The sequence below is a fragment of the Streptomyces sp. B15 genome, assembly GCF_018070605.1.
GTDB classification, from domain to species: Bacteria; Actinomycetota; Actinomycetes; order Streptomycetales; family Streptomycetaceae; genus Streptomyces; species Streptomyces smyrnaeus.
In genome coordinates this window covers 18,637-41,449 of the sequence record NZ_JAGPXJ010000069.1, presented here as the reverse complement: position 1 = coordinate 41,449, position 22,813 = coordinate 18,637, and the positions used below count along the sequence as shown (strand labels likewise).

Below are 22,813 nucleotides of genomic sequence, written 5' to 3'. Positions count from 1 at the left end.
ACAGGCCGGGGTATCAACATATCTGGCGTTGACTTTTGGCACGCTGTTGAGTTCTCAAGGAACGGACGCTTCCTTCGAAACCATCTCACCGGTTTCTCCGGACGTTTGCCCTTTCGGTGTCTCCGACCTTACCAGAATCTTTTCCCGGCTCGTTTCCGAGCTGATTTCGGATTCCTGGCAATCGGTCGCCCTCGGACCGTAGTTGGCCCGGGTTCCCGATGCGGTGGAGATGTAAACGTACTGGAGCGGGGCGCCCGGAGGCAAATCGAGGCGCCCCGCTCGTCGTGGGCCCGAGCTCGTGCCTCGAGCGCGGACCCGACGGAGGGTCAGACCTCGACGACCACAGGGAGGATCATCGGGCGTCGGCGGTAGGTGTCCGAGACCCACTTGCCGACCGTGCGGCGCACCAGCTGCTGCAGCTGGTGGGTCTCCGCGACGCCGTCCTGGGCCGACTTGGCAAGGGCCTCATCGAGCTTCGGGATGACCGCGGCGAAGTCGGAATCGTCGATGCCGGAGCCACGGGACTGGAGATGAGGGCCGCCCACGATCTTGCCGGTGGTGCTGTCCACCACGACGAAGATCGAGATGATGCCCTCGTCACCAAGGATGCGGCGGTCCTTGAGGGAGGACTCGGTGACATCGCCGACCGAGAGACCGTCGACATACACATAGCCGGCCTGGACCTTGCCGCTGATCTTGGCCTTGCCGTCGACCAGGTCGACCACGACGCCGTCCTCGGCGATCACGATGCGGTCATGGGGTACCCCGGTCGCCGCGCCCAGTTCCGCGTTGGCGCGCAGGTGACGCCATTCACCGTGGACGGGCATCAGGTTCCGGGGCTGGCAGATGTTGTAGAAGTACAGCAGCTCGCCGGCGGAGGCATGCCCGGAGACATGGACCTTGGCGTTGCCCTTGTGGACGACGTTGGCGCCCCAGCGGGTCAGTCCGTTGATCACCCGGTAGACGGCGTTCTCGTTGCCCGGGATGAGGGAGGACGCCAGGATCACCGTGTCGCCCTGGACGATCCGGATCTGGTGGTCGCGGTTGGCCATCCGGGAGAGGGCGGCCATGGGCTCGCCCTGGGAGCCGGTACAGACGAGCACGACCTCGTCGTCCGGCAGGTCGTCGAGTGTCTTGACGTCGACGACGAGGCCGGCCGGGACCTGGAGGTAGCCCAGATCGCGGGCGATGCCCATGTTGCGGACCATGGAGCGGCCGACGAAGGCGACGCGGCGGCCGTGTTCGTGGGCGGCGTCCAGGATCTGCTGGATGCGGTGCACATGGCTGGCGAAGCTGGCCACGATGATCCGCTTCTGAGCGCTGGAGAAGACCTGGCGCAGCACCGCGGAGATCTCGCGCTCGGGCGGCACGAAGCCGGGGACCTCGGCGTTGGTCGAGTCGCTGAGCAGCAGGTCGATGCCCTCTTCGCCGAGGCGGGAGAAGGCCCGCAGGTCGGTGAGGCGGCCGTCCATCGGCAGCTGGTCCATCTTGAAGTCGCCGGTGTGGACGACCATGCCGGCCGGGGTGCGGATCGCGACGGCCAGGGCGTCGGGGATGGAGTGGTTGACCGGGAGGAATTCGCAGTCGAAGGGACCGATGCGCTCCTGGTGCCCTTCCTCGACCTCCAGGGTGTAGGGCCGGATGCGGTGCTCCTGGAGCTTGGCCTCGATCAGGGCGAGGGTCAGCTTGGAGCCGATCAGCGGGATGTCCGCCTTCTCCCGCAGGAGGTAGGGGACGCCGCCGATGTGGTCCTCGTGGCCGTGGGTGAGGACGATGCCGTCGATGTCGTCGAGGCGGTCCCTCAGACAGGTGAAGTCGGGGAGGATCAGATCGATACCGGGCTGCTCCTCCTCGGGGAAGAGGACGCCGCAGTCGACGATCAGAAGCCTGCCGCCGTACTCGAATACGGTCATGTTGCGGCCGATCTCGCCGAGGCCGCCCAGCGGGGTGACGCGTAGGCCCCCCTCGGGGAGCTTTGGCGGCGGGCCGAGCTCGGGATGCGGATGACTCAAAAGACTCTCCTTACCACGCGCGCCACGCACCCGCCTGGGCACGTGGCGCGCGATATTCATGATGCGCACGCAGACGCACGTGTTCGTCCGTACGTGTCGTGCTTGTTCCGAAGGGTCATGCACTGTCGTGCACTGCTGCCGTTGTCCGGCGGTATGCAGTTGTGAAGTCTGAGACCTACAGATGTACCCCGCCGTGGGCGAGATCGTGCTTGAGCTGCTCCAGCTCCTCCGGGGACAGCTCGACCAGCGGAAGGCGGAGCGGACCCGCGGGAAGGCCCAGGCGGGCCAGCGCGGCCTTGGTCGTGATGACGCCCTGGGTGCGGAACATGCCGGTGAAGACCGGGAGCAGCTTCTGGTGGATCTCGGTCGCCTTGGCGACGTCACCGCTCAGGTGCGCCTCCAGCAGGGCGCGCAGTTCCGGCGTGACGACGTGGCCGACCACGGAGACGAAGCCGACGGCGCCGACGGACAGCAGCGGCAGGTTGAGCATGTCGTCGCCGCTGTACCAGGCGAGGCCGCTGGTGGCGACGGCCCAGCTCGCACGGCCGAGGTCGCCCTTGGCGTCCTTGTTCGCGACGATGCGGGGGTGCTCGGCGAGCCGGACGAACGTCTCGGTGTTGATCGGGACACCGCTGCGGCCCGGGATGTCGTACAGCATCACCGGGAGGTCCGTGGCGTCGGCGATGGCGGTGAAGTGCCGGAAGAGGCCTTCCTGCGGGGGCTTGCTGTAGTACGGCGTCACCGCCAGGAGACCGTGCGCGCCCGCCTTCTCGGCGGCGCGGGCCAGCTCGACGCTGTGTGCCGTGTCGTTGGTGCCGGCTCCGGCGACCACGTGTGCCCGGTCTCCTACGGCCTCCACGACCGCCTTGACCAGCTGGGCTTTCTCCGCATCGGTGGTGGTCGGGGACTCACCGGTGGTGCCGTTGACGACGAGGCCGTCGTTGCCGGCGTCCACCAGGTGGGCGGCGAGCTGCTGCGCGCCGTCGAGGTCGAGCGCGCCGTCCGCGGTGAACGGCGTGACCATCGCGGTCAGGACCCGCCCGAAGGGCGTCTGCGGTGTGGAGGTCGGAGCCATAAGGTCCACGCTACTCGCAGCGCACCCCGCGACGCTCCCTCGGGGCCGCTCATGTGGCGGGGATCCGCCGGGGAAACGGTGGGGTTCCGGCCTCGGGGGTGTGAGAAGAGGGCCCCGGCACTGCCTGCTCGGGGGTTCAGGCAGTGCCGGGACCGCACAATCACCCTAGATGAACATCTTCAAACGTCGCAATACGGACACCTCTCGCACCCCGCCGACCGGGGGCAGGTCAGCTCAGGGTGCGACGCGGCCGTTGGCGTTGAACGCGGCGTACGTCAGCGGCATCAACTTGGCCCACTGCTCCTCCATCAGCTCCCCCACCATCTCGATCTCGCGCTGCGGGAAGCTGGGCACCTTGGCCTGCTCGTGCTGGGTGCGCAGCCCGAGGAAGTGCATCAGCGAGCGGGCGTTGCAGGTGGCGTACATGGAGGAGTAGAGCCCCACCGGCAGCACCGCACGGGCGACCTCGCGGGCGACGCCGGCCGCCAGCATCTCCTCGTACGTCTCGTAGGCCCTGCGGTAGACCTCCTCCATGGAGCGGCTCGTCAGCTCGTGCTGCTCCTCGGTGCCTTCCACGAACTCGTACTTGCCCGGGCGGCCCTGCTGGACGAGCTTGCGGGACGGGTCGGGGACGTAGAAGACGGGCTGCAGCTGCCGGTAGCGGCCGGACTCCTCGTTGTACGAATTGTGGACGACGATTCCGTTTGCGAGGAAATTGTGCCAGGGGCCCTCGACCGACAGGTCGTAGGTCATCTCCTCGCCGTCTTCGATCACCGCGACGATCTCGTCCGGGCGGGCCACCGCCACGTTGCCGCCTCGTTTCGCCCGGGCCTGCTCACCTGCACTTTTGGTCGCATGGCAATCAGCGCAGGCGGGGGCGAGATTACTTTCGTCCAGAGCGCGCGACAGGTCGTCCACCACAGGGATGACGTGGTCGAGGGCGAGGTCCTGCCGGGCGAATGGACGTGAGCAGAGATGGCAGCGATCCTGCTCGGCGATCAGACGCTCACGCTGCATCGAGGTCCACACGCCGATACCACGGCGCAGGCTCGGCGGTACGAGCCGTTCACTCGGCCGCGCCTCCGTGCCGGCGGTCATGACGGCATCTCCCACCATGAGCTCGCCGGCCTTGCGCCAACCGTCAGGAGTGAAGACGGCGTGATCGACCGAACAGCGCAGCTCGCGGCCTGAAGCAGTCGTGATCTTGATCAGCCGCTTCACTCCGGACTCGATCACGTCGACGATCCGAGCGCGCTGAGCGGTGAGGGTCTCCTCGTCGTAGCACCGCACGTGGTTGCGGCGCACCGAGCCGAGCCGTCGCAGCCGGGTGGTCGGATGCTGCTCCCGGAACTCCAGCACCGCGCTTTCGGCAGCCTCCCGGCTCTCGTGGAGGCCGAGGTAGTGACAAACACCCTGGCGCCTTACCTGAGCCATCCATTTGCTCGCCTTGCTGTGCCAGGTCACTTCCCCTGCGGACCAAGGGAGCTGGTCCTCCAGGCCGTGGTGCCACTGCTGGTACAAGTCCTTGATCGTCTTGCGCCGGAGGTTCCCCGCTTCGCTCTCCAGCGTGATCTCCGTGTCACCTGCCAGACACCACCCGACGCGGTGACGGTGGAACTCCCGGAAGACGAAGAGCGGGGCGCTGATGAAGAAGGTCATCGAGTTGTGCTCGAAGGGGCTGCCGTGGCGGTCCCGCATCAGGTAGTTGATCAGGCCCTTGGAGCGCTCCGGGTCCTTCTTCAGCTCGTCCAGGGACTGCTCGCCCGCGGTGGAGACCCGGGCCGCCCAGAGCACATCGGTGTCGGACGCGCTGTGCTTGATCAGCTCGACCGTCATGTCGCTGCGGAAACTGGGGGCGGGCGGGGCGGGGGTTTCGGTCACCGGCTGGTCCTTCCACGTACGTCTGCCAGAGCGGGAGCCAGCCTACGGGGAGGGTCCGACAGCGGGAGCCGGGACGGATGAATAGTCCGCTTTGACCATCCTTAACCGGACAAACGAGTCTCAGGGAGGAAGAAACGCGACCCCGATGACATACCTCTGCGTCCCGGTTGATATTTTTCACATGCGTCCGTCGGCAGCGGGCACTCAGACGCCGACCCGGACGTTCACCTCATAACCGACCCAGCTACATGACCGACCCAGAACGATCACGCAGGAGCGCACCTTCATGTCCCGCCGCGGAGAATCCGTTCCGTTCGCCTTCATAGCCGAGGCAGACCGGTTCCGCAGCAATGTCACCCCGCCGCCCCCTGCCCGCCGCAGCTTCCGCCAGGTCGCAGGCAGCGCCCTGGTGGGGCTGACCATCGTCGCCGGGCTCGTGGGCTCGGTCCTGCTCGGCCTGCCGGCACTCAGCGACAACCAGACCCCGTCGCACGAACCCCCGGCAGCGGCCGAGGGCCGCTGACCCGACGGCCACCCCCGGCAACGGCACCCGGGGGTGGCCGCCTCGTTCGGGCCTCGCTAATGTCACCGCTCACACCGCTGCGGCGAGCAGCCGCGTGCCAGACCCGTCGTGAGCGAGCGAGGACGTGCCGTGCCCCTGCCCTTTGTGACAGCCGACCGCGAAGACGCCGTGCACGCGGCCCAGTCGGTCACCCTCGCCGAGGCCGACCGCGATCTGTGGCGGCGCCCCTACCGCCCGGGCCCCTGGCGGGTCGCCGGCGGCGCGCTGCTGCTTCTCCTCGCGTCCTATGTGCTCTTCTCCGCTCTGATCATCGCTCTCGCCGGCGGGCTGCCGAGCGGGGCGATATGCGCGGGAGGCGGACTGCTGCTGACCGTCCTCGCGGTGCGCCTGCTGCGCGCCGGGGTGTGGGTCAGCTCGTACGGGCTGCGCCAGGTTCGGGTGTTGCGGACGACGACGCTGCCCTGGGCCGAGGTGGGCACGCTGCGTACGCTGCAGCGGCCGGTGCGGTGGCTGGGGATGCCGCGCACGGTGCAGGGGCAGGCGCTGGTGCTGGTCCCTGCGGGGCGGGCCGTCGGCGAGCGTACGTTGCTGACCAACCAGAATGCTGATTTTCTCTCCCGGCCGCGGGCGTTCGACCGTGCGGCCGATGTCATCGAAGGCTGGGCCGCCGAGTCGCGGTGAGCGGCCAGGGCTCGCCGGCCGACGGCGCTAGTCGTGGCGAGCGGCCTCGTGCAGGGCGATCGCGTGCTGCATGGCCTTGCGGGCGCGGGGGGTGTCGCGGGCGTCGTGGTAGGCGACGGCGAGCCGGAACCAGGAGCGCCAGTCGTCCGGGTTCTGCTCCGTCTCGGCCTGCCGCCGGGCGAAGACCGCGTCCGCCGAGGCCCGGTCGACACGGCCCGAAGGCGTGCGTTCCAACTCGTCGACGGGCAGACCGCCCTCCGCCTCCAGCTGTCGCGCCAGCCGTCCGGCCCGCCGTGCGAAGCGCGTGGTGTGCCACAGGAACCAGGCCCCGATGAAGGGCAGCACCAGCACGGCGACGCCGAAGGCGATGGTGACCGCTGTGCCCTGCTCGATCAGCAGCACGCCCCTGCTGCCGACCAGGACGAAGTAGACGACCAGGACGGCGGCCAGGAGAAAGTAGGTGATCTTCGCGCGCATGCTGCTGTGCTCCGTCGGTCCGGTCAGTCCAGGTCGAGGAAGTGTTCGAGCCCGAAGGTGAGCCCCGGCACCGCGGACACCTTGCGCACACCGAGCAGCACGCCGGGCATGAACGAGCTGCGGTGCAGGGAGTCGTGCCGGATGGTGAGCGTCTCGGCCTCGTCGCCGAAGAGGACCTCCTGATGGGCGACCAGCCCCCGCAGCCGCACCGCGTGCACGGGCACTCCGTCGACGTCGGCGCCGCGCGCGCCCTCCAGCGAGGTGGTGGTGGCGTCCGGCTGGGCGGGCAGCTCCGCCGCTTCGCGGGCCTGTGCGACAAGCTGCGCGGTACGCACGGCGGTGCCGCTGGGTGCGTCCGCCTTGCCGGGGTGGTGCAGCTCGACGACCTCGACGGACTCGAAGAAGCGGGCGGCCTGCTGTGCGAAGCGCATCGTCAGCACGGCGCCGATTCCGAAGTTCGGGGCGATGAGCACGCCGGTGCCGGGCGACTGGGCCAGCTGGGCGCGTACGGTCGCCAGCCGCTCCTCCGTCCAGCCGGTGGTGCCGACGACGGCGTGGATGCCGTGGGCCAGGCAGAACTCCACATTGGCCATGACGACGTCCGGGCGGGTGAGGTCGACGGCGACCTGAGCGCCCGCCTCGGTCAGCGTGCTGAGCGGGTCGCCACTGCCGAGGGCCGCGACCAGTTCCATGTCGTCGGCGCCCTCGACGGCCCGTACGGCCTCGGAGCCCATGCGGCCCTTCGCGCCGAGAACGGCTACCCGCAGCTTGCTCATTGTGCTCGTTCCTTACGTGAGACGTGTGAGACGTGAGACGTGATCGAGGAGGAGGTGACGCCCGAGTCGTCAGGCTACGGCCTCGTGGAGATGAGCTGTCTGGCGGTCGGTGAGCCGCCCGATGGCGGCCACCGACGGGCGCCGGTCCAGCACGTCGCGGGCGACCTCGCGGATGTCGTCAGGGGTGACGGCGGAGATCTTGGCCAGCATGTCGTCCGTGGACATCTGCTCGCCCCAGCACAACTCGCTCTTGCCGACGCGGTGCATCAGCGCCCCGGTGTCCTCCAGACCGAGCACCGTGGAGCCGGACAGCTGGCCGACGGCACGGCGCACCTCGTCGTCGCTCAGCCCATGCCGTGCGACGCTGTCGAGCTCCTCACGGCAGATCTTCAGCACGTCGGGCACCTGGCTGGGGCGGCAGCCCACATAGATCCCGAAGAGGCCGCAGTCGGCGTAGCCGGAGGTGTAGGCGTACGTGCTGTAGGCCAGGCCGCGCCGTTCGCGGATCTCCTGGAAGAGCCGGGAGCTCATACCGCCACCGAGCGCGGTGCTGAGCACCGCGAGCGGCCAGCGGCGTTCGTCGTGCCGGGAGACGCCGGGCATGCCGAGCACCAGGTGCGCCTGCTCGGTCGGCCGGTCGAGGAAGTCGACGCGACCGCTGGTGCGCAGGGTGCGGCTGCCCGAGCGAGGGCCGACCGGGTCGGCGCCCTCGGTGCGTTCCAGGGCTCCCGCCCGGTCGAAGGCGGCCCGCACCTGCCGTACGACCTTCTCGTGGGAGAGGTTTCCGGCGGCGGCGACCACCAGCCGGGTGGGGTCGTAGTGCTTCTTGTAGAAGCGGGCCACCCGGTCGCGGGTGAGCGCGTTGACGGTGTCGACGGTTCCCAGCACGGGGCGGCCCAGCGGGGTGTCGCCGAACATGGTGTGCGCGAACAGATCGTGCACGCAGTCGCCCGCGTCGTCCTCCGTCATCGCGATCTCTTCGAGGATGACGCCGCGCTCGGACTCGACCTCGTCCGGGTCGATGACGGAGCTGGTGAGCATGTCGGAGACGACATCGATGGCCAGCGGCAGATCGGCGTCCAGGACCCGCGCGTAGTAGCAGGTGAATTCCTTGGTGGTGAACGCGTTCATCTCGCCGCCCACCGCGTCCAGCGCCGCGGAGATCTCCAGCGCGCTGCGCCGCTCGGTGCCCTTGAAGAGCAGATGCTCCAGATAGTGGGTGGCACCGCTCAGCGCGGGCGTCTCGTCACGGGAGCCGACATGCGCCCAGATGCCGAACGTCGCGGAGCGGACCGTCGGCAGGGTCTCGGTGAGCACGCGGAGTCCGCCGGGGAGCACGCTCTTGCGGACGGTACCCGCGCCGTTCTGCCCCGGGATCAGGGTCCGGGTGCGGGTCTTGGTACGGGCGACGGCCCGCCCTGCCGGGGTGGCGGGGCGGGCCGTCGTACGGAACGTACGCGTCACTTCGCGGTCTCGTCCTCGGTGTCGGAGGAGCCGGTCTCGGAGCCCGCGGCGGAGCCGCTGTCGGACTCGGCCTCGTCCATGACAGGGATCAGCGAGAGCTTGCCGCGCTGGTCGATCTCGGCGATCTCGACCTGGACCTTGTGGCCCACACCGACGACGTCCTCGACGTTCTCCACGCGCTTGCCGCCGGCCAGCTTGCGGATCTGCGAGATGTGCAGCAGACCGTCCTTGCCGGGCAGCAGCGAGACGAAGGCGCCGAAGGTGGTCGTCTTGACGACGGTGCCCAGGTAGCGCTCGCCGACCTCGGGCATCGTCGGGTTGGCGATGCCGTTGATGGTGGCGCGCGCTGCTTCGGCGGCCGGACCGTCGGCGGCACCGATGTAGATGGTGCCGTCGTCCTCGATCGTGATGTCGGCGCCGGTGTCCTCCTGGATCTGGTTGATCATCTTGCCCTTGGGGCCGATGACCTCGCCGATCTTGTCCACCGGGATCTTCACGGTGATGATCCGCGGCGCGTTCGGGGACATCTCGTCCGGGACGTCGATGGCCTCGTTCATCACGTCGAGGATGTGCAGCCGAGCGTCGCGGGCCTGCTTGAGGGCCGCGGCCAGCACGGAGGCCGGGATGCCGTCCAGCTTGGTGTCGAGCTGGAGGGCCGTGACGAACTGCTTGGTGCCGGCGACCTTGAAGTCCATGTCACCGAACGCGTCCTCGGCGCCGAGGATGTCGGTGAGGGTCACGTAGTGGGTCTCGCCCTCGATCTCCTGGGAGATCAGGCCCATGGCGATACCGGCGACCGGGGCCTTGAGCGGCACACCGGCGTTCAGCAGCGACATGGTGGAGGCGCAGACCGAGCCCATCGATGTCGAGCCGTTGGAGCCCAGCGCCTCGGAGACCTGCCGGATCGCGTACGGGAACTCCTCGCGGGTCGGCAGCACCGGCGTCAGCGCACGCTCGGCCAGCGCGCCGTGGCCGATCTCGCGGCGCTTGGGCGAACCGACGCGGCCCGTCTCACCGGTGGAGTAGGGCGGGAAGTTGTAGTTGTGCATGTAGCGCTTGCGGGTCACCGGCGAGAGGGTGTCCAGCTGCTGCTCCATGCGCAGCATGTTCAGCGTGGTGACGCCCAGGATCTGGGTCTCGCCGCGCTCGAACAGCGCCGAGCCGTGCACCCGCGGGATGGCCTCGACCTCGGCGGCCAGCGTACGGATGTCCGTGACGCCGCGGCCGTCGATGCGCTTCTTCTCCTTGATGACGCGCTCGCGCACCAGGGACTTGGTCAGCGCGCGGTAGGCGGCGGAGATCTCCTTCTCGCGCCCCTCGAACTGCGGGAGCAGCTTCTCGGCGGCGAGCGCCTTGACGCGGTCCAGCTCGTTCTCGCGCTCCTGCTTGGCCGCGATGGTCAGCGCCTGGGCGAGCTCGTCACGGACGGCCTCGCTGAGCGCCTGCAGGACGTCGTCCTGGTAGTCCAGGAAGATCGGGAACTCGCCGGTGGGCTTGGCGGCCTTCGCGGCGAGGTCGGCCTGCGCCCGGCACAGCACCTTGATGAACGGCTTCGCGGCGTCCAGACCGGCGGCCACGACCTCCTCGGTCGGTGCCTCGGCCCCGCCCTTGACCAGCTCGATGGTCTTCTCGGTGGCCTCGGCCTCGACCATCATCACGGCCACGTCGCCGTCGGGCAGCACGCGGCCCGCGACGACCATGTCGAAGACGGCCTCCTCCAGCTCGGTGTGGGTCGGGAAAGCGACCCACTGGCCCTTGATCAGGGCGACACGGGTGCCGCCGATCGGGCCGGAGAAGGGCAGGCCCGCCAGCTGCGTGGAGCAGGAGGCGGCGTTGATGGCGACCACGTCGTAGAGGTGGTCGGGGTTGAGCGCCATGATCGTCTCGACGACCTGGATCTCGTTGCGCAGGCCCTTCTTGAAGGAGGGGCGCAGCGGGCGGTCGATCAGGCGGCAGGTGAGGATCGCGTCCTCGGACGGGCGGCCCTCACGACGGAAGAAGGAGCCGGGGATCTTGCCCGCGGAGTACATCCGCTCCTCGACGTCGACCGTCAGGGGAAAGAAGTCCAGCTGGTCCTTGGGCTGCTTCGAGGCGGTGGTGGCCGACAGCACCATGGTGTCGTCGTCCAGGTAGGCCACGGCCGAACCGGCGGCCTGCTTGGCGAGGCGGCCGGTCTCGAAGCGGATGGTGCGGGTGCCGAAGGGGCCGTTGTCGATGACGGCCTCGGCGTAGTGGGTCTCGTTCTCCACCAGGAATATCTCCTCGTCTGCGTCCGCTGCTCGTCCGCGGCGGACTGTGTGCTTAAGGAGCGCTCCCGGTGCGGGCCGGTCTTCGATCGAAGCTCCCGGTGCCTCCGCGGGGTTTCCGCGGTTCCGGGGGCCACTACCGAGGACCGGCGTCTCGGGTGCGCTCCTCCTCATGCTGTCAGTGATGTCTTACGGCTTTGTCTCGCGTGACAAGACTACAAAGCTTCCACGTTCCGCGAGAGGCCGTCGTACTGCGATATGGGGAGCGGCCGTACTGCGATACGGCGAAGGGAGCGGCCCCCGGGTCCGGGAACCGCTCCCTTCGTCATGTACTAGCGGGCGCCCGCCGCGCCGCGGCGGATGCCGAGGCGCTCGACCAGCGCACGGAAGCGCTGGATGTCCTTCTTGGCGAGGTACTGCAGCAGGCGGCGACGCTGGCCGACCAGCAGCAGCAGGCCACGGCGCGAGTGGTGGTCGTGCTTGTGGGTCTTCAGGTGCTCGGTCAGGTCGCTGATGCGACGGGAGAGCAGCGCCACCTGGACCTCGGGGGAGCCGGTGTCACCCTCCTTGGTGGCGAACTCGGAGATGATCTGCTTCTTCGTCGCGGCGTCGAGAGACGACACTCGTACTCCTCAGGGTTGCAAGCCGCCGAGCGCCCCTGGTCTTCTTCACAGGGGAGGCTTCGATACTCGGGAGGCCGGTACAGGGTATCAGTGGCTAACTGGTGAGACTGCGGGCCGCCGAGTAGACGTTCATCACCGCCAGGCACAGCGGCACCAGCGTGAGCAGGAAGAACGTCTCCAGGATCTCCAGGAACCGGCCCCAGAAGGGGGTCAGACCCTTGTTGGGGACCGTCAGCCCGATGGCGACGGCCAGCAGCGCGGTGACGGCGAGCGCAGCGCTCAGCCACACGGTGCGCACCGCGTCACCGTCGGCGGGGAAGTCCACAGCGAGCCCGGTGCCGAGCAGCAGCAGCGCCGCCAGGCCGGCGACCAGGGAGCTGCTGACCTGTGAGGTGTAGCGGAAGAGACGGGAGCGCAGCAGCATGGCGATGCCCGTGGCGAGGGTGAGCAGCTGTCCCCAGCCGGAGGAGGAGAAGCTGAGCACCGCGCTGGAGACGACGACCACCGCCGCGCAACCGCCGACCAGGCCGACGAGCAGTTCGTGGCCGCGCCGGGCCTGGGCCGCGATCCGCTCCGCGTCGATCGGTCCCTGCGTCTGCGGTGCGGCGTCCGGGTCGCTGTCGTAGTCGCTCATCCGGGTGCGGGTGGCCTCGAAGCCGATGGGCAGCCGCGCGAAGCGGGTCGAGAGGCCCGGAAGGAACGCGAGGACACCGACGGCGACGGGCGCGCAGATGGCGGCCGTCTCCACCGGACGCAGTTCGGTGACGATCGCGATGAAGGTGATCAGGGTACCGACGGTCGCGGTGAAGGCGGCGGCGACGAACGGGCCGTCCCCGTTGGGGGTGAGCGCGACCAGGAGGGCCGCTCCCAGCAGCACGGCCACGCAGCCGAGCAGGAACTGGAGCCTGCCGATGCCGAGCCCGTCCTCCAGGGGCAGCAGGCCGCTGCCCGCCACCATCAGGTGCGGCATGGCGGCGAGGCCCAGGGTGACGGCTGTCGGCCGGTCGTCGTAGACGCGGGCCCGTACGGCGGACAGCGCCAGCAGCAGCACCCCGGTGACGGCCGCCAGGACGCCCGCCAGCCCGTGCATGTCGTGCCCGGCCGGGTCGGAGAACCACAGCACGACCGCCATCAGCGCCAGCAGCACACCGCCGCCGATCAGTCCGGCGGCGCGCAGCATGTCGTCGCCCCACAGCCGGCGGTCGCGGGTGACCGCGGAGGCGACCGCGTCGGAGACGTCGTCGAAGACGGCGGGCGGCAGCGACTCGGCGAACGGGCGCAGGCTGAGCACCTCGCCGTCCAGGATGCGCTGGGCCGCGAAGGAGCGGGAGCTGTCCAGGACCGTGCCGTCGCGGCGCACCAGGTGGTAGCCGACGGGCGCGCCCTGCGCCGGGCTCTGCCCGGAGAGCCGGAGGATCTCCGGGTACAGATCGGCGACCGGGATGTCCTCGGGGAGCGCGACGTCGATCCGGCTGTCCGGTGCCACGATGGTCACCCGGCAGAAGCCGGTGTCCAGTGCCGATCCGGCCGCCCGGCCGGACGGACCGGCCGCACCTCGGGCACCGCCGGAGCCCGGCTGCCCGCCGGATCCGGTGGCCGCGGCGGAAGCCGTCGTACTCACCTGTGTGTCCCCCTCGAAGAGCCTGCTGGGCACCTGCTCGAAAGTGTGCTGGGCGTCGGTGTGCCGGGCTGTGCTCGAAAGCCCGCCGGGCAGCGCCGCGGTCATCGCGGCAGCGCGCGACACCCTACCGCTCCCGGTCAACTCACTGTGCCACTAGGATCGCCAGCCGCGGAGGGGGACCGTCCTGAGGGGACCGTCGCCACGGGGTGCCTGCACCGACCGTCCCTTCCGCACCAGGGACGCAGGGAACCTAGCCGCAGGGACCCCAAGGGAACGCAAGGGAACGCAAGGGAAATTGGTGCGCGAGTGACCCAGATCGTCGTCAAGCGTCCGCCTCGGGCACTGCCCCCCGAAGTGCCCGAAGCAGAGCTCAGGCTGGAGCCGCCGCCCGAGCTGCCCAAGGGGCAGCAGGAGGGCATGTGGATGCAGTTGCTGCCGATGCTCGGCATGGGCGGCTCCAGCGTGTACTTCCTCATGCCCGGCATGAACTCGCACCCGATGATGAAGATCATGGGCGTCCTGATGCTCTTCTCGACGCTCACCATGGTCATCGCCATGGTGGTCCGGATGCGTCGGGGCACCCAGGGCGAGATGGCGCAGTCCCGGCGCGACTATCTCAGATATCTGGCGCAGACCCGCCGCACCGTCCGCAAGACGGCACTCAAACAGCGCGACGCCCAGTTCTATCTGCACCCCGCGCCCGACCAGCTGTGGTCCCTGGTGGCCGAGGGCAGCAGGGTGTGGGAGCGGCGCCCCTCCGACGTGGACTTCGGACAGGTGCGCGTCGGGCTCGGTGTGCAGCAGCTGGCCACCCCGCTGATCAGCCCGGAGACGGCACCGGTGGACGAGCTGGAGCCGCTGACGGTCGGCGCGATGCACCAGTTCATCAACACCCACGCCACCGTCGACGGGCTCCCGATGGCCGTGTCGCTGCGCGCCTTCTACCACATGACCGTCAGCGGCGACCCCGACTCGGTGTACGCCTCCGCGCGCGCCATGCTCTGCTCACTCGCCGCGACGCACTCCCCCGACGACCTGGTGATCGCCGTCGCCGCGGGCCGCGAGTCCTACGACGCCTGGGACTGGGCCAAGTGGCTGCCGCACGCCCAGGCCAAGGACCAGTCCGACGGCGCGGGGGCACGCCGGCTGATCGTCAACGACACCCTGGAACTGGAGGAGCTGCTCGCCGCCCGGCTGGAGGGCCGGCCCCGGTTCAGCTCCGCCGCCGAGACGGTGCTGGAACAGCCGCACATCGTCGTCGTCCTGGACGGCACAACGGTGCTCCCCAACTCGCTGCTGGCCGCTCAGGAGGGCCTGCAGGGGGTCACCATCGTCGAGATCGTCCCCGGCGACATCGACGTGGCACGCGGCGGCCTGTCCGTCGTCGTCCAGCCGCGCACCCTGCGGCTCGAATCGGGCCAGGGCATGGTCTACGACGGGACCCCCGACTCCCTCTCCTACCAGGCGGCCGAGGCGGTAGCCCGGCAGCTCGCACCGCTGCGGGTCGGCTCCGGCGACGACGGCGACGAACCCCTGCTGGCCAAACTGGAGTTCACCGACCTGCTCAATCTGGGTGACGCCGCCTCGGTGGACGTCTCCCGCACCTGGCGACCGCGTTCGCAGGCCGAGCGGCTGCGGGTGCCCATCGGCGTGGGTGAGGACGGCCAGCCGGTGATGCTCGACCTCAAGGAGGCCGCGCAGGACGGTATGGGCCCGCACGGGCTGTGCGTGGGCGCGACCGGTTCCGGCAAGTCGGAACTGCTGCGCACCCTGGTGCTCGGCCTGGCCGTCACCCACTCCTCGGAGACGCTGAACTTCGTCCTCGCCGACTTCAAGGGCGGTGCCACCTTCGCCGGCATGGCACATATGCCGCACGTCGCCGCCGTGATCACCAACCTCGCCGACGACCTGACCCTCGTCGACCGCATGGGCGACTCCATCCGCGGCGAGCTCAACCGGCGCCAGGAGATGCTGCGCGACGCCGGCAACTACGCCAACATCCACGACTACGAGAAGGCCCGCGCGGCCGGCGCCCCGCTCTCCCCCATCCCCTCGCTCGTCCTGGTCATCGACGAGTTCAGCGAACTGCTCACCGCCAAGCCGGACTTCATCGACATGTTCATCCAGATCGGCCGCATCGGCCGCTCCCTGGGTGTGCACCTGCTGCTGGCCTCGCAGCGCCTGGAGGAAGGCCGGCTGCGCGGACTGGAGACCTACCTCTCCTACCGGGTCGGTCTGCGGACCTTCTCCGCCGCCGAGTCCCGTGCCGCGCTCGGCGTCCCCGACGCCTACCACCTGCCCTCGGTGCCCGGCTCCGGCTACCTCAAGTTCGGCACCGACGAGATGACCCGCTTCAAGGCCGCCTACGTCTCCGGTGTCTACCGCGCGGGCAGCGACGACCTGCCCGCCGGCCCGCTGGCCCCCGGCCGGCGCCCCGTCCTGTTCACCGCGGCCGAAGTACCCCTGCCGGCGCCCGACCCGGAAGCGGCACCCGTGCCCGCACAGCCCGTCACCGGCGCCGACGACGACGCGCTCGCCGACACGGTGCTCGACGTGGTCGTACGCCGCATCGAGGGCCAGGGCACCCCCGCCCACCAGGTGTGGCTGCCGCCGCTGGACAACGCCTCGCCGCTGGATGAGCTGCTGCCGTCGCTCGCGCCCGTGGAAGGCCGCGGCCTGACCGCCACCGACTATCCGCGGCAAGGGCGGCTCGTCGTGCCGGTCGGACTCGTGGACAAGCCGTTCGAGCAGCGCCGCGACCCGCTGTACCTGGACTTCTCCGGCGCCGCCGGCCACATGCTCGTCGTGGGCGGACCGCAGTCCGGCAAGTCCACCCTGATGCGCACGCTGATCTCGGCGTTCGCCCTCACCCACACCCCCGCCGAGGTGCAGTTCTACGGGCTGGACTTCGGTGGCGGCGGCATGTCGGCCGTCTCCGGACTGCCGCACGTGGGCGGTATCGCCTCCCGCCTCGACCCGGAGCGGGTACGGCGCACCGTCGCCGAGGTCTACGGCATCCTCAACCGCCGCGAGGAGTACTTCCGCGCCAACAACATCGACTCCATCACGACCTACCGCAGGCGCCGCGCCCGCGGTGAGATCACCGACCAGCCGTGGGGCGATGTGTTCCTGGTCATCGACGGCTGGGGCAACTTCCGCAACGACTACGAGGGCCTGGGCGACATCGTCAACGACATCGCGGCCCGCGGTCTCGGCTACGGCGTCCACCTGGTCGTCACGGCCTCCCGCAACATGGAGGTACGGGCTGCCCTCAAGGACCTGCTGATGAACCGGCTGGAGCTGCGGCTCGGCGACACCATGGACTCCGAGTTCAACCGCAAGGTCGCCGCCAACGTCCCGGCCGGCGTACCCGGCCGGGGCCAGACGATGGACGCGCTGCACTTCATGGCCGGCGTCCCGCGCATCGACGGCATCGGCTCCGACGACGAACTCGCCGACGCCAGCGCCGAGATGTGCAACGCCGTCAGCGCCCACTGGCAGGGCGACCCCGCACCCCAGGTCCGGCTGCTGCCCAGGGAACTCCCGGCCGCCCGCCTCCCCGGCGGCGGCGCACACCCCGAGCGCGGCGTCGCCTTCGGAATCGACGAGAACAACCTGGAGCCGGTCTTCGTCGACTTCGAGACCGACCCGTTCTTCCTCGTCTTCGGCGAGAGCGAGTCCGGCAAGACGGCGCTACTGCGGCTGCTCGTCAAGCAGATCACCGAGCGGTACTCGGGCGACGAGGCGAAGATCGTCGTCGGCGACTACCGGCGCTCCCTGCTCGGCGCCATCCCGGACAGCCATCTGCTGGAGTACGCGCCAATGTCCAACACGATGGAGACGCATATGAACGCGCTCCGCGATCTGATGGACCGCCGCGCCCCGTCCTCCGACGTCACCCCGCAGCAGCTGCGCGACCGCAGCTGGTGGACGGGCCCGCAGATCTTCATCGTCGTCGACGACTACGAGCTGGTCGCCACCTCCAGCGGCAACCCGCTGGCCGTTCTGACCGAGCACCTGCCCTTCTCCCGCGACGTCGGCGTCCGCTTCATCATCGCCCGCAGCGCCGCCGGCGCCTCCCGGTCGATGTTCGAGTCCTTCATGACCCGCATCAAGGAACTCGGCGCCCAGGGCGTCGTGCTGTCCGGCGACCCGAGCGAAGGCGACCTTCTGGGCAACGTCCGCCCCCGCCCCATGCCCCCGGGGCGCGGCTTCTTCGTCTCCCGCAAGCGGGGCACGCCGCTGGTGCAGCTGGGATGGATGCCGGACGAGACCTGAGCCGGGGCCGAACACGTGGACGCGGCGCACGGTAGCGCCGCGTCCACGTAGGCTGACACTCCGAAGCCGGATGCCGGAGGAAGGAGCACTGCTGTGGGTACTCAGCAGGAAAAGGAAGAGCTGTACGCCATGGACATCTCCGACGCGGTCTGGGAGAGCGCCCCCGGCAGCCCGGAGGACGAACGCGTCGAGATCGCCCATCTGCCCGGCGGCGCCGTCGCCATGCGCAACTCGAAAGAGCCCGACGTCGTCCTGCGCTACACCGCGGCCGAGTGGGAGGCGTTCGTACTGGGCGCCCGCGACGGCGAATTCGACCTGGAGCCGGCGCCACGGAACGGGGCAGCCGCCCCTCAGGACTGAGTCGGCAGGGTGGCGGCTTCGTCGAGCTCCGCCGCACCCGTACTGCTGCACCCGCACTGCGAATGGGAGGGGTGGGCGCCCACTGCGCCCACCCCTCCCATTCAGCTCTCAGCTCCGCCGCGCGGAGGGGAGTACCACTACCCGTTGGGGTGGAACCACCTCGCGGACGCCAGGTCGGTCTCCTGGTAGCCGTCCCTACCCAGCCGAATGACCCTGACGATCTCGGTCAGAGCCTGCTGAACAGCCTGGCTCTTCGTGTCCCATTTGCGCATCGCTTCCTTGTAGGCGGTCTGCGCCTCGCCCTCCCACGCCTCGGAGATGGACGCGACTTGCTTGCGGATGTCCCCCAGGTCCTCCATCAGCGTCTTCGCGAAGCCCTCGATGGACGTGGCCGCCTCATCCAGGCTGGCATAAGTTACTTTCAGCCCGTCCTGGTACCCTTTTGGCATTTTGTCTCCAGTGCCATGTTGTTCCGCCGCTTGTTGAGGCCGCCCCATGCGACCCTCAGCTCATAAGCCCCTGTGCAGCGCCTTCGATGCGGCGCCCGATTCACCGAGCAGGCGGAGGCGAGTACATGTCGAGCTTCGACACCGACTGCCCGGACGCGTCCGTGCCCAAGCCGCCGCCGTCAACCACATCGACACCCTTGAGGGCCTGTGCGATGTCGAGTTCGTTCGCCCCGGACTTCTTCCGGGTGGCCTGGATCCCTTCCAGGAAGTAGGCCAGGAGGTTGTTGATTTCCTTCATTCGATTGTTGATCTCGTTCTGCTTCACGTCGAAGGCGTGCGCACCGATGCCCTGCCACTGGCCTTCGATGGCGTCGATGACACCCTGCAGCCCCCGCACCTGGCTGTTGATGTTTCCGATCTTCTCGATGAGAGCCTTCTGCTTGCTATCGAGTTGATCATCGCTGAGTTTCTGGTCGGCCATGACCTTTCCGTCCCTTCGTCGATCCTTGAACGAGTCGCCTTGAAGACGCGGAACCGTTCCGCACTAGTTCCGCCGGATACGTACAACCGCGAAGCCGCACCCCCCGAGGATGATGACTCCCGCTGCGATGCCGATGGCGGGGAGAAGCCAACTGCCGCCGTCATCCTCGGCCTTGGAGTCTGCCACCTTCACCTTGTCGGGGGCAGCCTCTTTGTTCGAGTCGTCTTTGCCGGAGCCCTTGCCGGAGTTCTTGGCATCCGAACCCGACTCCTTCGACTTGGTGTTGAGGGTCCGCTCACCGGTGAGCGGACTGATGTCCGGATCACCGGGATCGCCCTTGCCCTCCAGAAGGTTCATGCGAGGGCGGACGGCCCCGTGTCCTACGTAAATGCTGGGCTTGTCCGCCAGGTCACCTGTCTTCAACAGCACGCGAAGGACCTGGTTCGCGGTCCAGTCCGGGTGGTGCGACCAGATCAGGGCGGCGGAGGCGGAGGCAATGGCGGTGGCAGCACTCGTACCACCGCGCGGACAATAGGCCTGCTTCTTTCCGTCACACAGTACCGGGACCCCCTCGCCCGGTCCCGAAAGATCTGTCTGTTCGCCGTAAGTGGAGGATTCGGCAACCCTGCCGGTCTTGTCGATCGACGCCACGGCAGCTACGTTCGGATACGCAGCGGGATAATTCTCCTGGTTCCCTTTCTTGGCATCATTCCCCGTGCCGGCCAGTAGCAGCTTGCCCTTCTTCGTGGCATAGTCGAGCGCCTTTTTAAAAGCCGGGTGAGGCGCGCCACCGAAAGACATGTTGATGATTTGGGCATCGCTGTCGGCGGCCGCTCTGATGGCCTTGGCGCCACTGGCGTCCTTTGTGGCCTCTGGAACGCCCTTCAGGTTACCCTTAATAGGAATGATCTTCGCGTCCGGTGCGAGCCCTTTCAGGGCTCCGCCTTTCCCGGAACCCGCGATGATTTCGGCCATCGTTGTCCCATGACCGGCGTCATCGCGCATCTCGTCTCCTGGCGCCCCTGAAACGTCTTTCCCTGGAAGAACTCGACCGCGAAGTGACGGAGTGGAAGAGTCGACACCGGTGTCGACAACGGCCACCTTGATTCCTTCACCTGTGGCGACCTTCCACATCTTCTCAGCCTGCATCGGCTTGAGATACCACTGCTGAGATTGGACGCTGTCGGCGCCGGCGACGGGTGCCAATACGGTGAATGAAACTGCCCAAGCCCCCATTGCAGCGAGTCCAGTGAAGAGACGGCGCCTCATTCGCGGCTTCCGTGATGCTGTCGTCATCGTCATCTTCACTGGTTACTCAATAACTGGCGGAACGCTGCCACGCTGTGCGCCCGGCCGGGTCTGTTCGTTTTCTGTCAAGTAGTCCGGGCGCCGCGTCCCCTGGCGGGGGGTGTCTTCAGGAGTGACCGGCTCCCCTCCAATAACCAGGCCCCCGCCTCCAGGCGTGGATTCTCGCGAATCACGGTCCTGCCCAGTGTCACCGTTGGTGGGCTCCCCGACGATGCCATCGCGGTTCGTTGCTCTCCTCCGACCCGCCGCATTCCGCCCACCGCCATTGCCTGCTGCTCCCCCTGCACCCAGAGCGCTTACTGGCGGAACCATGCCCATCGGACGCCGGGCCGCTGCGGCGTTCTGTCCGTCGACGACCGTCCCCCTCGGTACACCGGAGCCGGACGAGTTCGAGCCCGGGCCCGGCTGGGTCGGGGTACCGCCCACGATTCCGCCGCGCTGGGCGGCTCGACCGACACCGGGACGTCCACCAGTGTTCGGGCCTCCCGTCGTTGTGGGGGGAACCCCCATCATCCCAGGGCGACCGAGCCCACGCGGCCCGTTGTTGCCCGCTTCCCTGGCTGTCAGCCCGGGCATCATCGGGCCGACGGGTCCTGGCCTCATCGGCCCCGGCCGCCCAACGGGACCGTTCGGGCCTGTCGGCCCGGTACGACCCGTGTTCGTAGGCGGCGGCACGAACGGACGCTGCTGGGGAGGACCGCCGGGGCCCACCCGGCCGGGAGGTGGCGGACTACCTGGCGGGACGTAAGCGGGAGCGGGGCCGGGAGGCCCACCACCGGGCGGCAGGCCGGGCTGACCGGGGGCCGGAGGCAGGTGAGGCGAAGGAGCACGATCCATCGGCTGCGCCACAGGAGCGGGAGGGGCGCTGTCGATATTCGTGGCAACCGACATGTCCGGGTAGACAGGATTTTCGGGAACAGAGGGCGGTACGACGGCACCAGTCCTGCCAACCGCTCCGTCGCCGGCTGGGATGAATACCTCGTTCCCGGACGCGTCAGGTGGAGCACTTCCTGCTGCGTAAGGAGCCGAAGCCGACTGCGGCCCGCCCACACCGCCAGTAGCGCCCCCGCCGGAGGGGCCGGGCTCTGAGGACTCGCGCCTGGACGCTGGCGGCACTCCCACATGCGGCATCGTCCCGAACGTCGGCTTGTTCTTCTCCGCGACCTGGATGTTCGCGAGGGCCACGTTGTAGTAGGAACTCAGCTTGTTCATCTGCTGAATGGCCTCTTGGCGCTTCTTCTCGCGCTCGCGTACCTCAGGCTTGGATTTGCTGGTGATCTTGGGAGGAAGGTAGGGCCCGTAGACCTTGTCCTCCTCCGGGTCCCGCTTCGGCATCGACGACTTGACCATGGACAGACCGAAGCCCGCGGCCTTGAGCTGCGTGCCCGCAGCTCCCGCGTACTCACTGAGCTTGAGAGTCTCCCGGCGAAGGCTCTTGGCCCACTTGGAGAACTCCTGTTTCGTTTCGCCCTCCCACTCGGACTCCACCTCGTCGAAGTAGGTCTTCAGCTCCTCCTCGGCCTTCCTGATGGAGCGGGCAGCGTCCCACAGGGCGTCGCCGACATCCTCCAGGTCCTGGGGAGAGGCGTCCTCGACGAGATCCACCATCTGGTTGAGACGGTAGGGCTCGAAGTCCGTGTTCCCGGCCGAGCCAGCAGCCGGCGGGGCCAAGGGGCCGGCGCCGGGCGCACGGAAGAGTTCGGGCTTCCGCGTCGTCGTGGGAGGCGGAAGGAAAGGGCTGAATTCTGCCGGAAGCGTGGGGTCTTTCGGCATCTCATCAGCCGAGTACCCCTTCCCTGTGAAAGGGTCGACCGGCTCGTTGTTCCCCTTGCCGCCCATGCGTCCTCCTGGTTCCGGGCATATGCCAGCCGATCAGAGGCCGGTCTTCTCGGACTTGCCCTCGGGCTTGTCGTCCTTGGGCCCTGCGTCACCCTCGCCGTCCGGATACTTCAGCTTCTTCTCCGTCGCCTCCACCCGGGCCTGGATCTGCCAGAAGAGGCGCTTCTCGTCCTCCTCCAGGTTGTCGAAGCCGCGGTCGGCGCCTTTGATGGCGATACCCGTCGCGTCGATCTGATCCCGGAGGTTGGAGGAGAGGAGTGTGAGGGTTTCGTGCACCTCGCTGTACTTGGCGAAGAGGTCGTCGGCTTCCGTGTAAGGAATGCTCTCCCCGCTGAGCGACTTCCGGGTGACGCGCCTGCAGGAGACCTTGTGTTTCGCCGCAGGAGAGGTGTCCAGTTCCGAGATGACACCGTCGATCCGCTTCTTCAGCTTCTTCAGCGCTTCAGCACGCCGTTCCAGGTCCCCCTTCGGGGACGACGACGACACCTTCCCCGATGACGGGACTGGTGGTGGCATCTCCTTGCCGTCCGGCCCCAGCTGTCCCATGGGCTCCCCCCTTCTGCCCGGTTCTCATCCGCTTGCCCGACGGTCTTCGTGGTCCGGTCGGGCAGCGCTCACGTCACTGTAGTAGCTGGGTGCAGCCCGTTCCAACTGCAAATAGGCCGCTGACAGTTGCTCGTAGCAGGACCGTAACGTGTGGCACGCGTGTGGCACATACC

The 22,813-nt window shown here is 68.6% G+C and carries 17 protein-coding genes and 3 pseudogenes; 5 read left to right on the top strand and 15 right to left on the bottom strand.

The window, feature by feature from the left end; translation table 11 throughout:
- Positions 1-202 (top strand): hypothetical protein (locus KBY19_RS26110; RefSeq protein ID WP_210957488.1); only part of this gene is annotated, 202 nt, incomplete at its 5' end.
- Between the two features lie 124 nt (positions 203-326).
- Here the strand turns inward: KBY19_RS26110 and KBY19_RS26105 are convergent.
- The 5 genes and pseudogenes from KBY19_RS26105 to KBY19_RS36865 all read right to left on the bottom strand — a co-directional run.
- A complete protein-coding gene (locus KBY19_RS26105; RefSeq protein ID WP_099884733.1) occupies positions 327-2,012 on the bottom strand; it encodes a ribonuclease J in 1,686 nt (561 codons plus the stop codon).
- A gap of 175 nt (positions 2,013-2,187) precedes the next feature.
- Positions 2,188-3,087: a 4-hydroxy-tetrahydrodipicolinate synthase gene (gene dapA / locus KBY19_RS26100; RefSeq protein ID WP_099884731.1), complete on the bottom strand. Its 900-nt coding sequence runs from the start codon at positions 3,085-3,087 to the stop codon at positions 2,188-2,190.
- 234 nt (positions 3,088-3,321) lie between these two features.
- A pseudogene (thyX, locus tag KBY19_RS37625) lies at positions 3,322-3,771 on the bottom strand (FAD-dependent thymidylate synthase); the annotation flags it as partial.
- A 3-nt stretch (positions 3,772-3,774) separates the two neighbouring features.
- Positions 3,775-4,521: pseudogene (locus KBY19_RS37620) on the bottom strand (HNH endonuclease); the annotation flags it as partial.
- A 159-nt stretch (positions 4,522-4,680) separates the two neighbouring features.
- Positions 4,681-4,968 (bottom strand): annotated as a pseudogene (locus tag KBY19_RS36865) (FAD-dependent thymidylate synthase); the annotation flags it as partial.
- A gap of 286 nt (positions 4,969-5,254) precedes the next feature.
- Between KBY19_RS36865 and KBY19_RS26090 the strand changes: the two are divergent.
- Positions 5,255-5,491, top strand: a complete 237-nt coding sequence (locus KBY19_RS26090; RefSeq protein ID WP_099884727.1) for a hypothetical protein — start codon at positions 5,255-5,257, stop codon at positions 5,489-5,491.
- Positions 5,492-5,620: 129 nt separating this feature from the next.
- On the top strand, positions 5,621-6,172 hold the full coding sequence (locus tag KBY19_RS26085) for a hypothetical protein (RefSeq protein ID WP_185018268.1): 552 nt from the start codon (positions 5,621-5,623) through the stop codon (positions 6,170-6,172).
- Positions 6,173-6,199: 27 nt separating this feature from the next.
- Here KBY19_RS26085 and KBY19_RS26080 read toward each other — a convergent pair whose 3' ends face one another.
- From KBY19_RS26080 to eccD, 6 genes are all read right to left on the bottom strand, one after another.
- Complete coding sequence (locus tag KBY19_RS26080) at positions 6,200-6,649, bottom strand: tetratricopeptide repeat protein (protein ID WP_185018267.1); 450 nt, start codon at positions 6,647-6,649, stop codon at positions 6,200-6,202.
- A gap of 23 nt (positions 6,650-6,672) precedes the next feature.
- A complete protein-coding gene (gene dapB / locus KBY19_RS26075; RefSeq protein ID WP_099884721.1) occupies positions 6,673-7,425 on the bottom strand; it encodes a 4-hydroxy-tetrahydrodipicolinate reductase in 753 nt (250 codons plus the stop codon).
- Between the two features lie 69 nt (positions 7,426-7,494).
- Positions 7,495-8,889: a pitrilysin family protein gene (locus KBY19_RS26070; protein ID WP_210966825.1), complete on the bottom strand. Its 1,395-nt coding sequence runs from the start codon at positions 8,887-8,889 to the stop codon at positions 7,495-7,497.
- A complete protein-coding gene (locus KBY19_RS26065) occupies positions 8,886-11,138 on the bottom strand; it encodes a polyribonucleotide nucleotidyltransferase (protein ID WP_099884717.1) in 2,253 nt (750 codons plus the stop codon). The genes KBY19_RS26070 and KBY19_RS26065 overlap by 4 nt, the downstream gene beginning before the upstream one ends.
- A 329-nt stretch (positions 11,139-11,467) precedes the next feature.
- Positions 11,468-11,758 (bottom strand): 30S ribosomal protein S15, encoded by a 291-nt coding sequence (rpsO, locus tag KBY19_RS26060; RefSeq protein ID WP_016470189.1) that lies wholly within the window; start codon positions 11,756-11,758, stop codon positions 11,468-11,470.
- Positions 11,759-11,852: 94 nt separating this feature from the next.
- The gene (eccD, locus tag KBY19_RS26055; protein WP_099886823.1) at positions 11,853-13,379 is read right to left on the bottom strand and encodes a type VII secretion integral membrane protein EccD; all 1,527 of its coding nucleotides are present in this window, start codon (positions 13,377-13,379) and stop codon (positions 11,853-11,855) included.
- A gap of 306 nt (positions 13,380-13,685) precedes the next feature.
- On the opposite strand from eccD, the gene eccCa reads away from it, so the two are divergent.
- On the top strand, positions 13,686-17,657 hold the full coding sequence (gene eccCa / locus KBY19_RS26050; RefSeq protein ID WP_210957484.1) for a type VII secretion protein EccCa: 3,972 nt from the start codon (positions 13,686-13,688) through the stop codon (positions 17,655-17,657).
- Positions 17,658-17,750: 93 nt separating this feature from the next.
- Positions 17,751-18,017 carry a DUF397 domain-containing protein gene (locus KBY19_RS26045; RefSeq protein ID WP_099884714.1) on the top strand — a complete coding sequence of 89 codons (267 nt, stop codon included), beginning with the start codon at positions 17,751-17,753 and terminating at the stop codon, positions 18,015-18,017.
- Between the two features lie 137 nt (positions 18,018-18,154).
- On the opposite strand, the gene KBY19_RS26040 is transcribed toward KBY19_RS26045, so the two are convergent.
- From KBY19_RS26040 to KBY19_RS26025, 4 genes are all read right to left on the bottom strand, one after another.
- Entirely contained in the window at positions 18,155-18,466 is a 312-nt protein-coding gene (locus tag KBY19_RS26040; protein ID WP_099884712.1) for a WXG100 family type VII secretion target, read from the bottom strand.
- A gap of 100 nt (positions 18,467-18,566) precedes the next feature.
- Positions 18,567-18,947, bottom strand: coding sequence for a WXG100 family type VII secretion target (locus tag KBY19_RS26035; RefSeq protein WP_099884710.1), 381 nt, complete (start codon positions 18,945-18,947; stop codon positions 18,567-18,569).
- Positions 18,948-19,010: 63 nt separating this feature from the next.
- Positions 19,011-20,183 carry a S8 family serine peptidase gene (locus KBY19_RS26030; RefSeq protein ID WP_247691434.1) on the bottom strand — a complete coding sequence of 391 codons (1,173 nt, stop codon included), beginning with the start codon at positions 20,181-20,183 and terminating at the stop codon, positions 19,011-19,013.
- A gap of 1,944 nt (positions 20,184-22,127) precedes the next feature.
- Positions 22,128-22,640 (bottom strand): hypothetical protein, encoded by a 513-nt coding sequence (locus tag KBY19_RS26025; RefSeq protein WP_143674920.1) that lies wholly within the window; start codon positions 22,638-22,640, stop codon positions 22,128-22,130.
- Between the last annotated feature and the right edge of the window lie 173 nt (positions 22,641-22,813).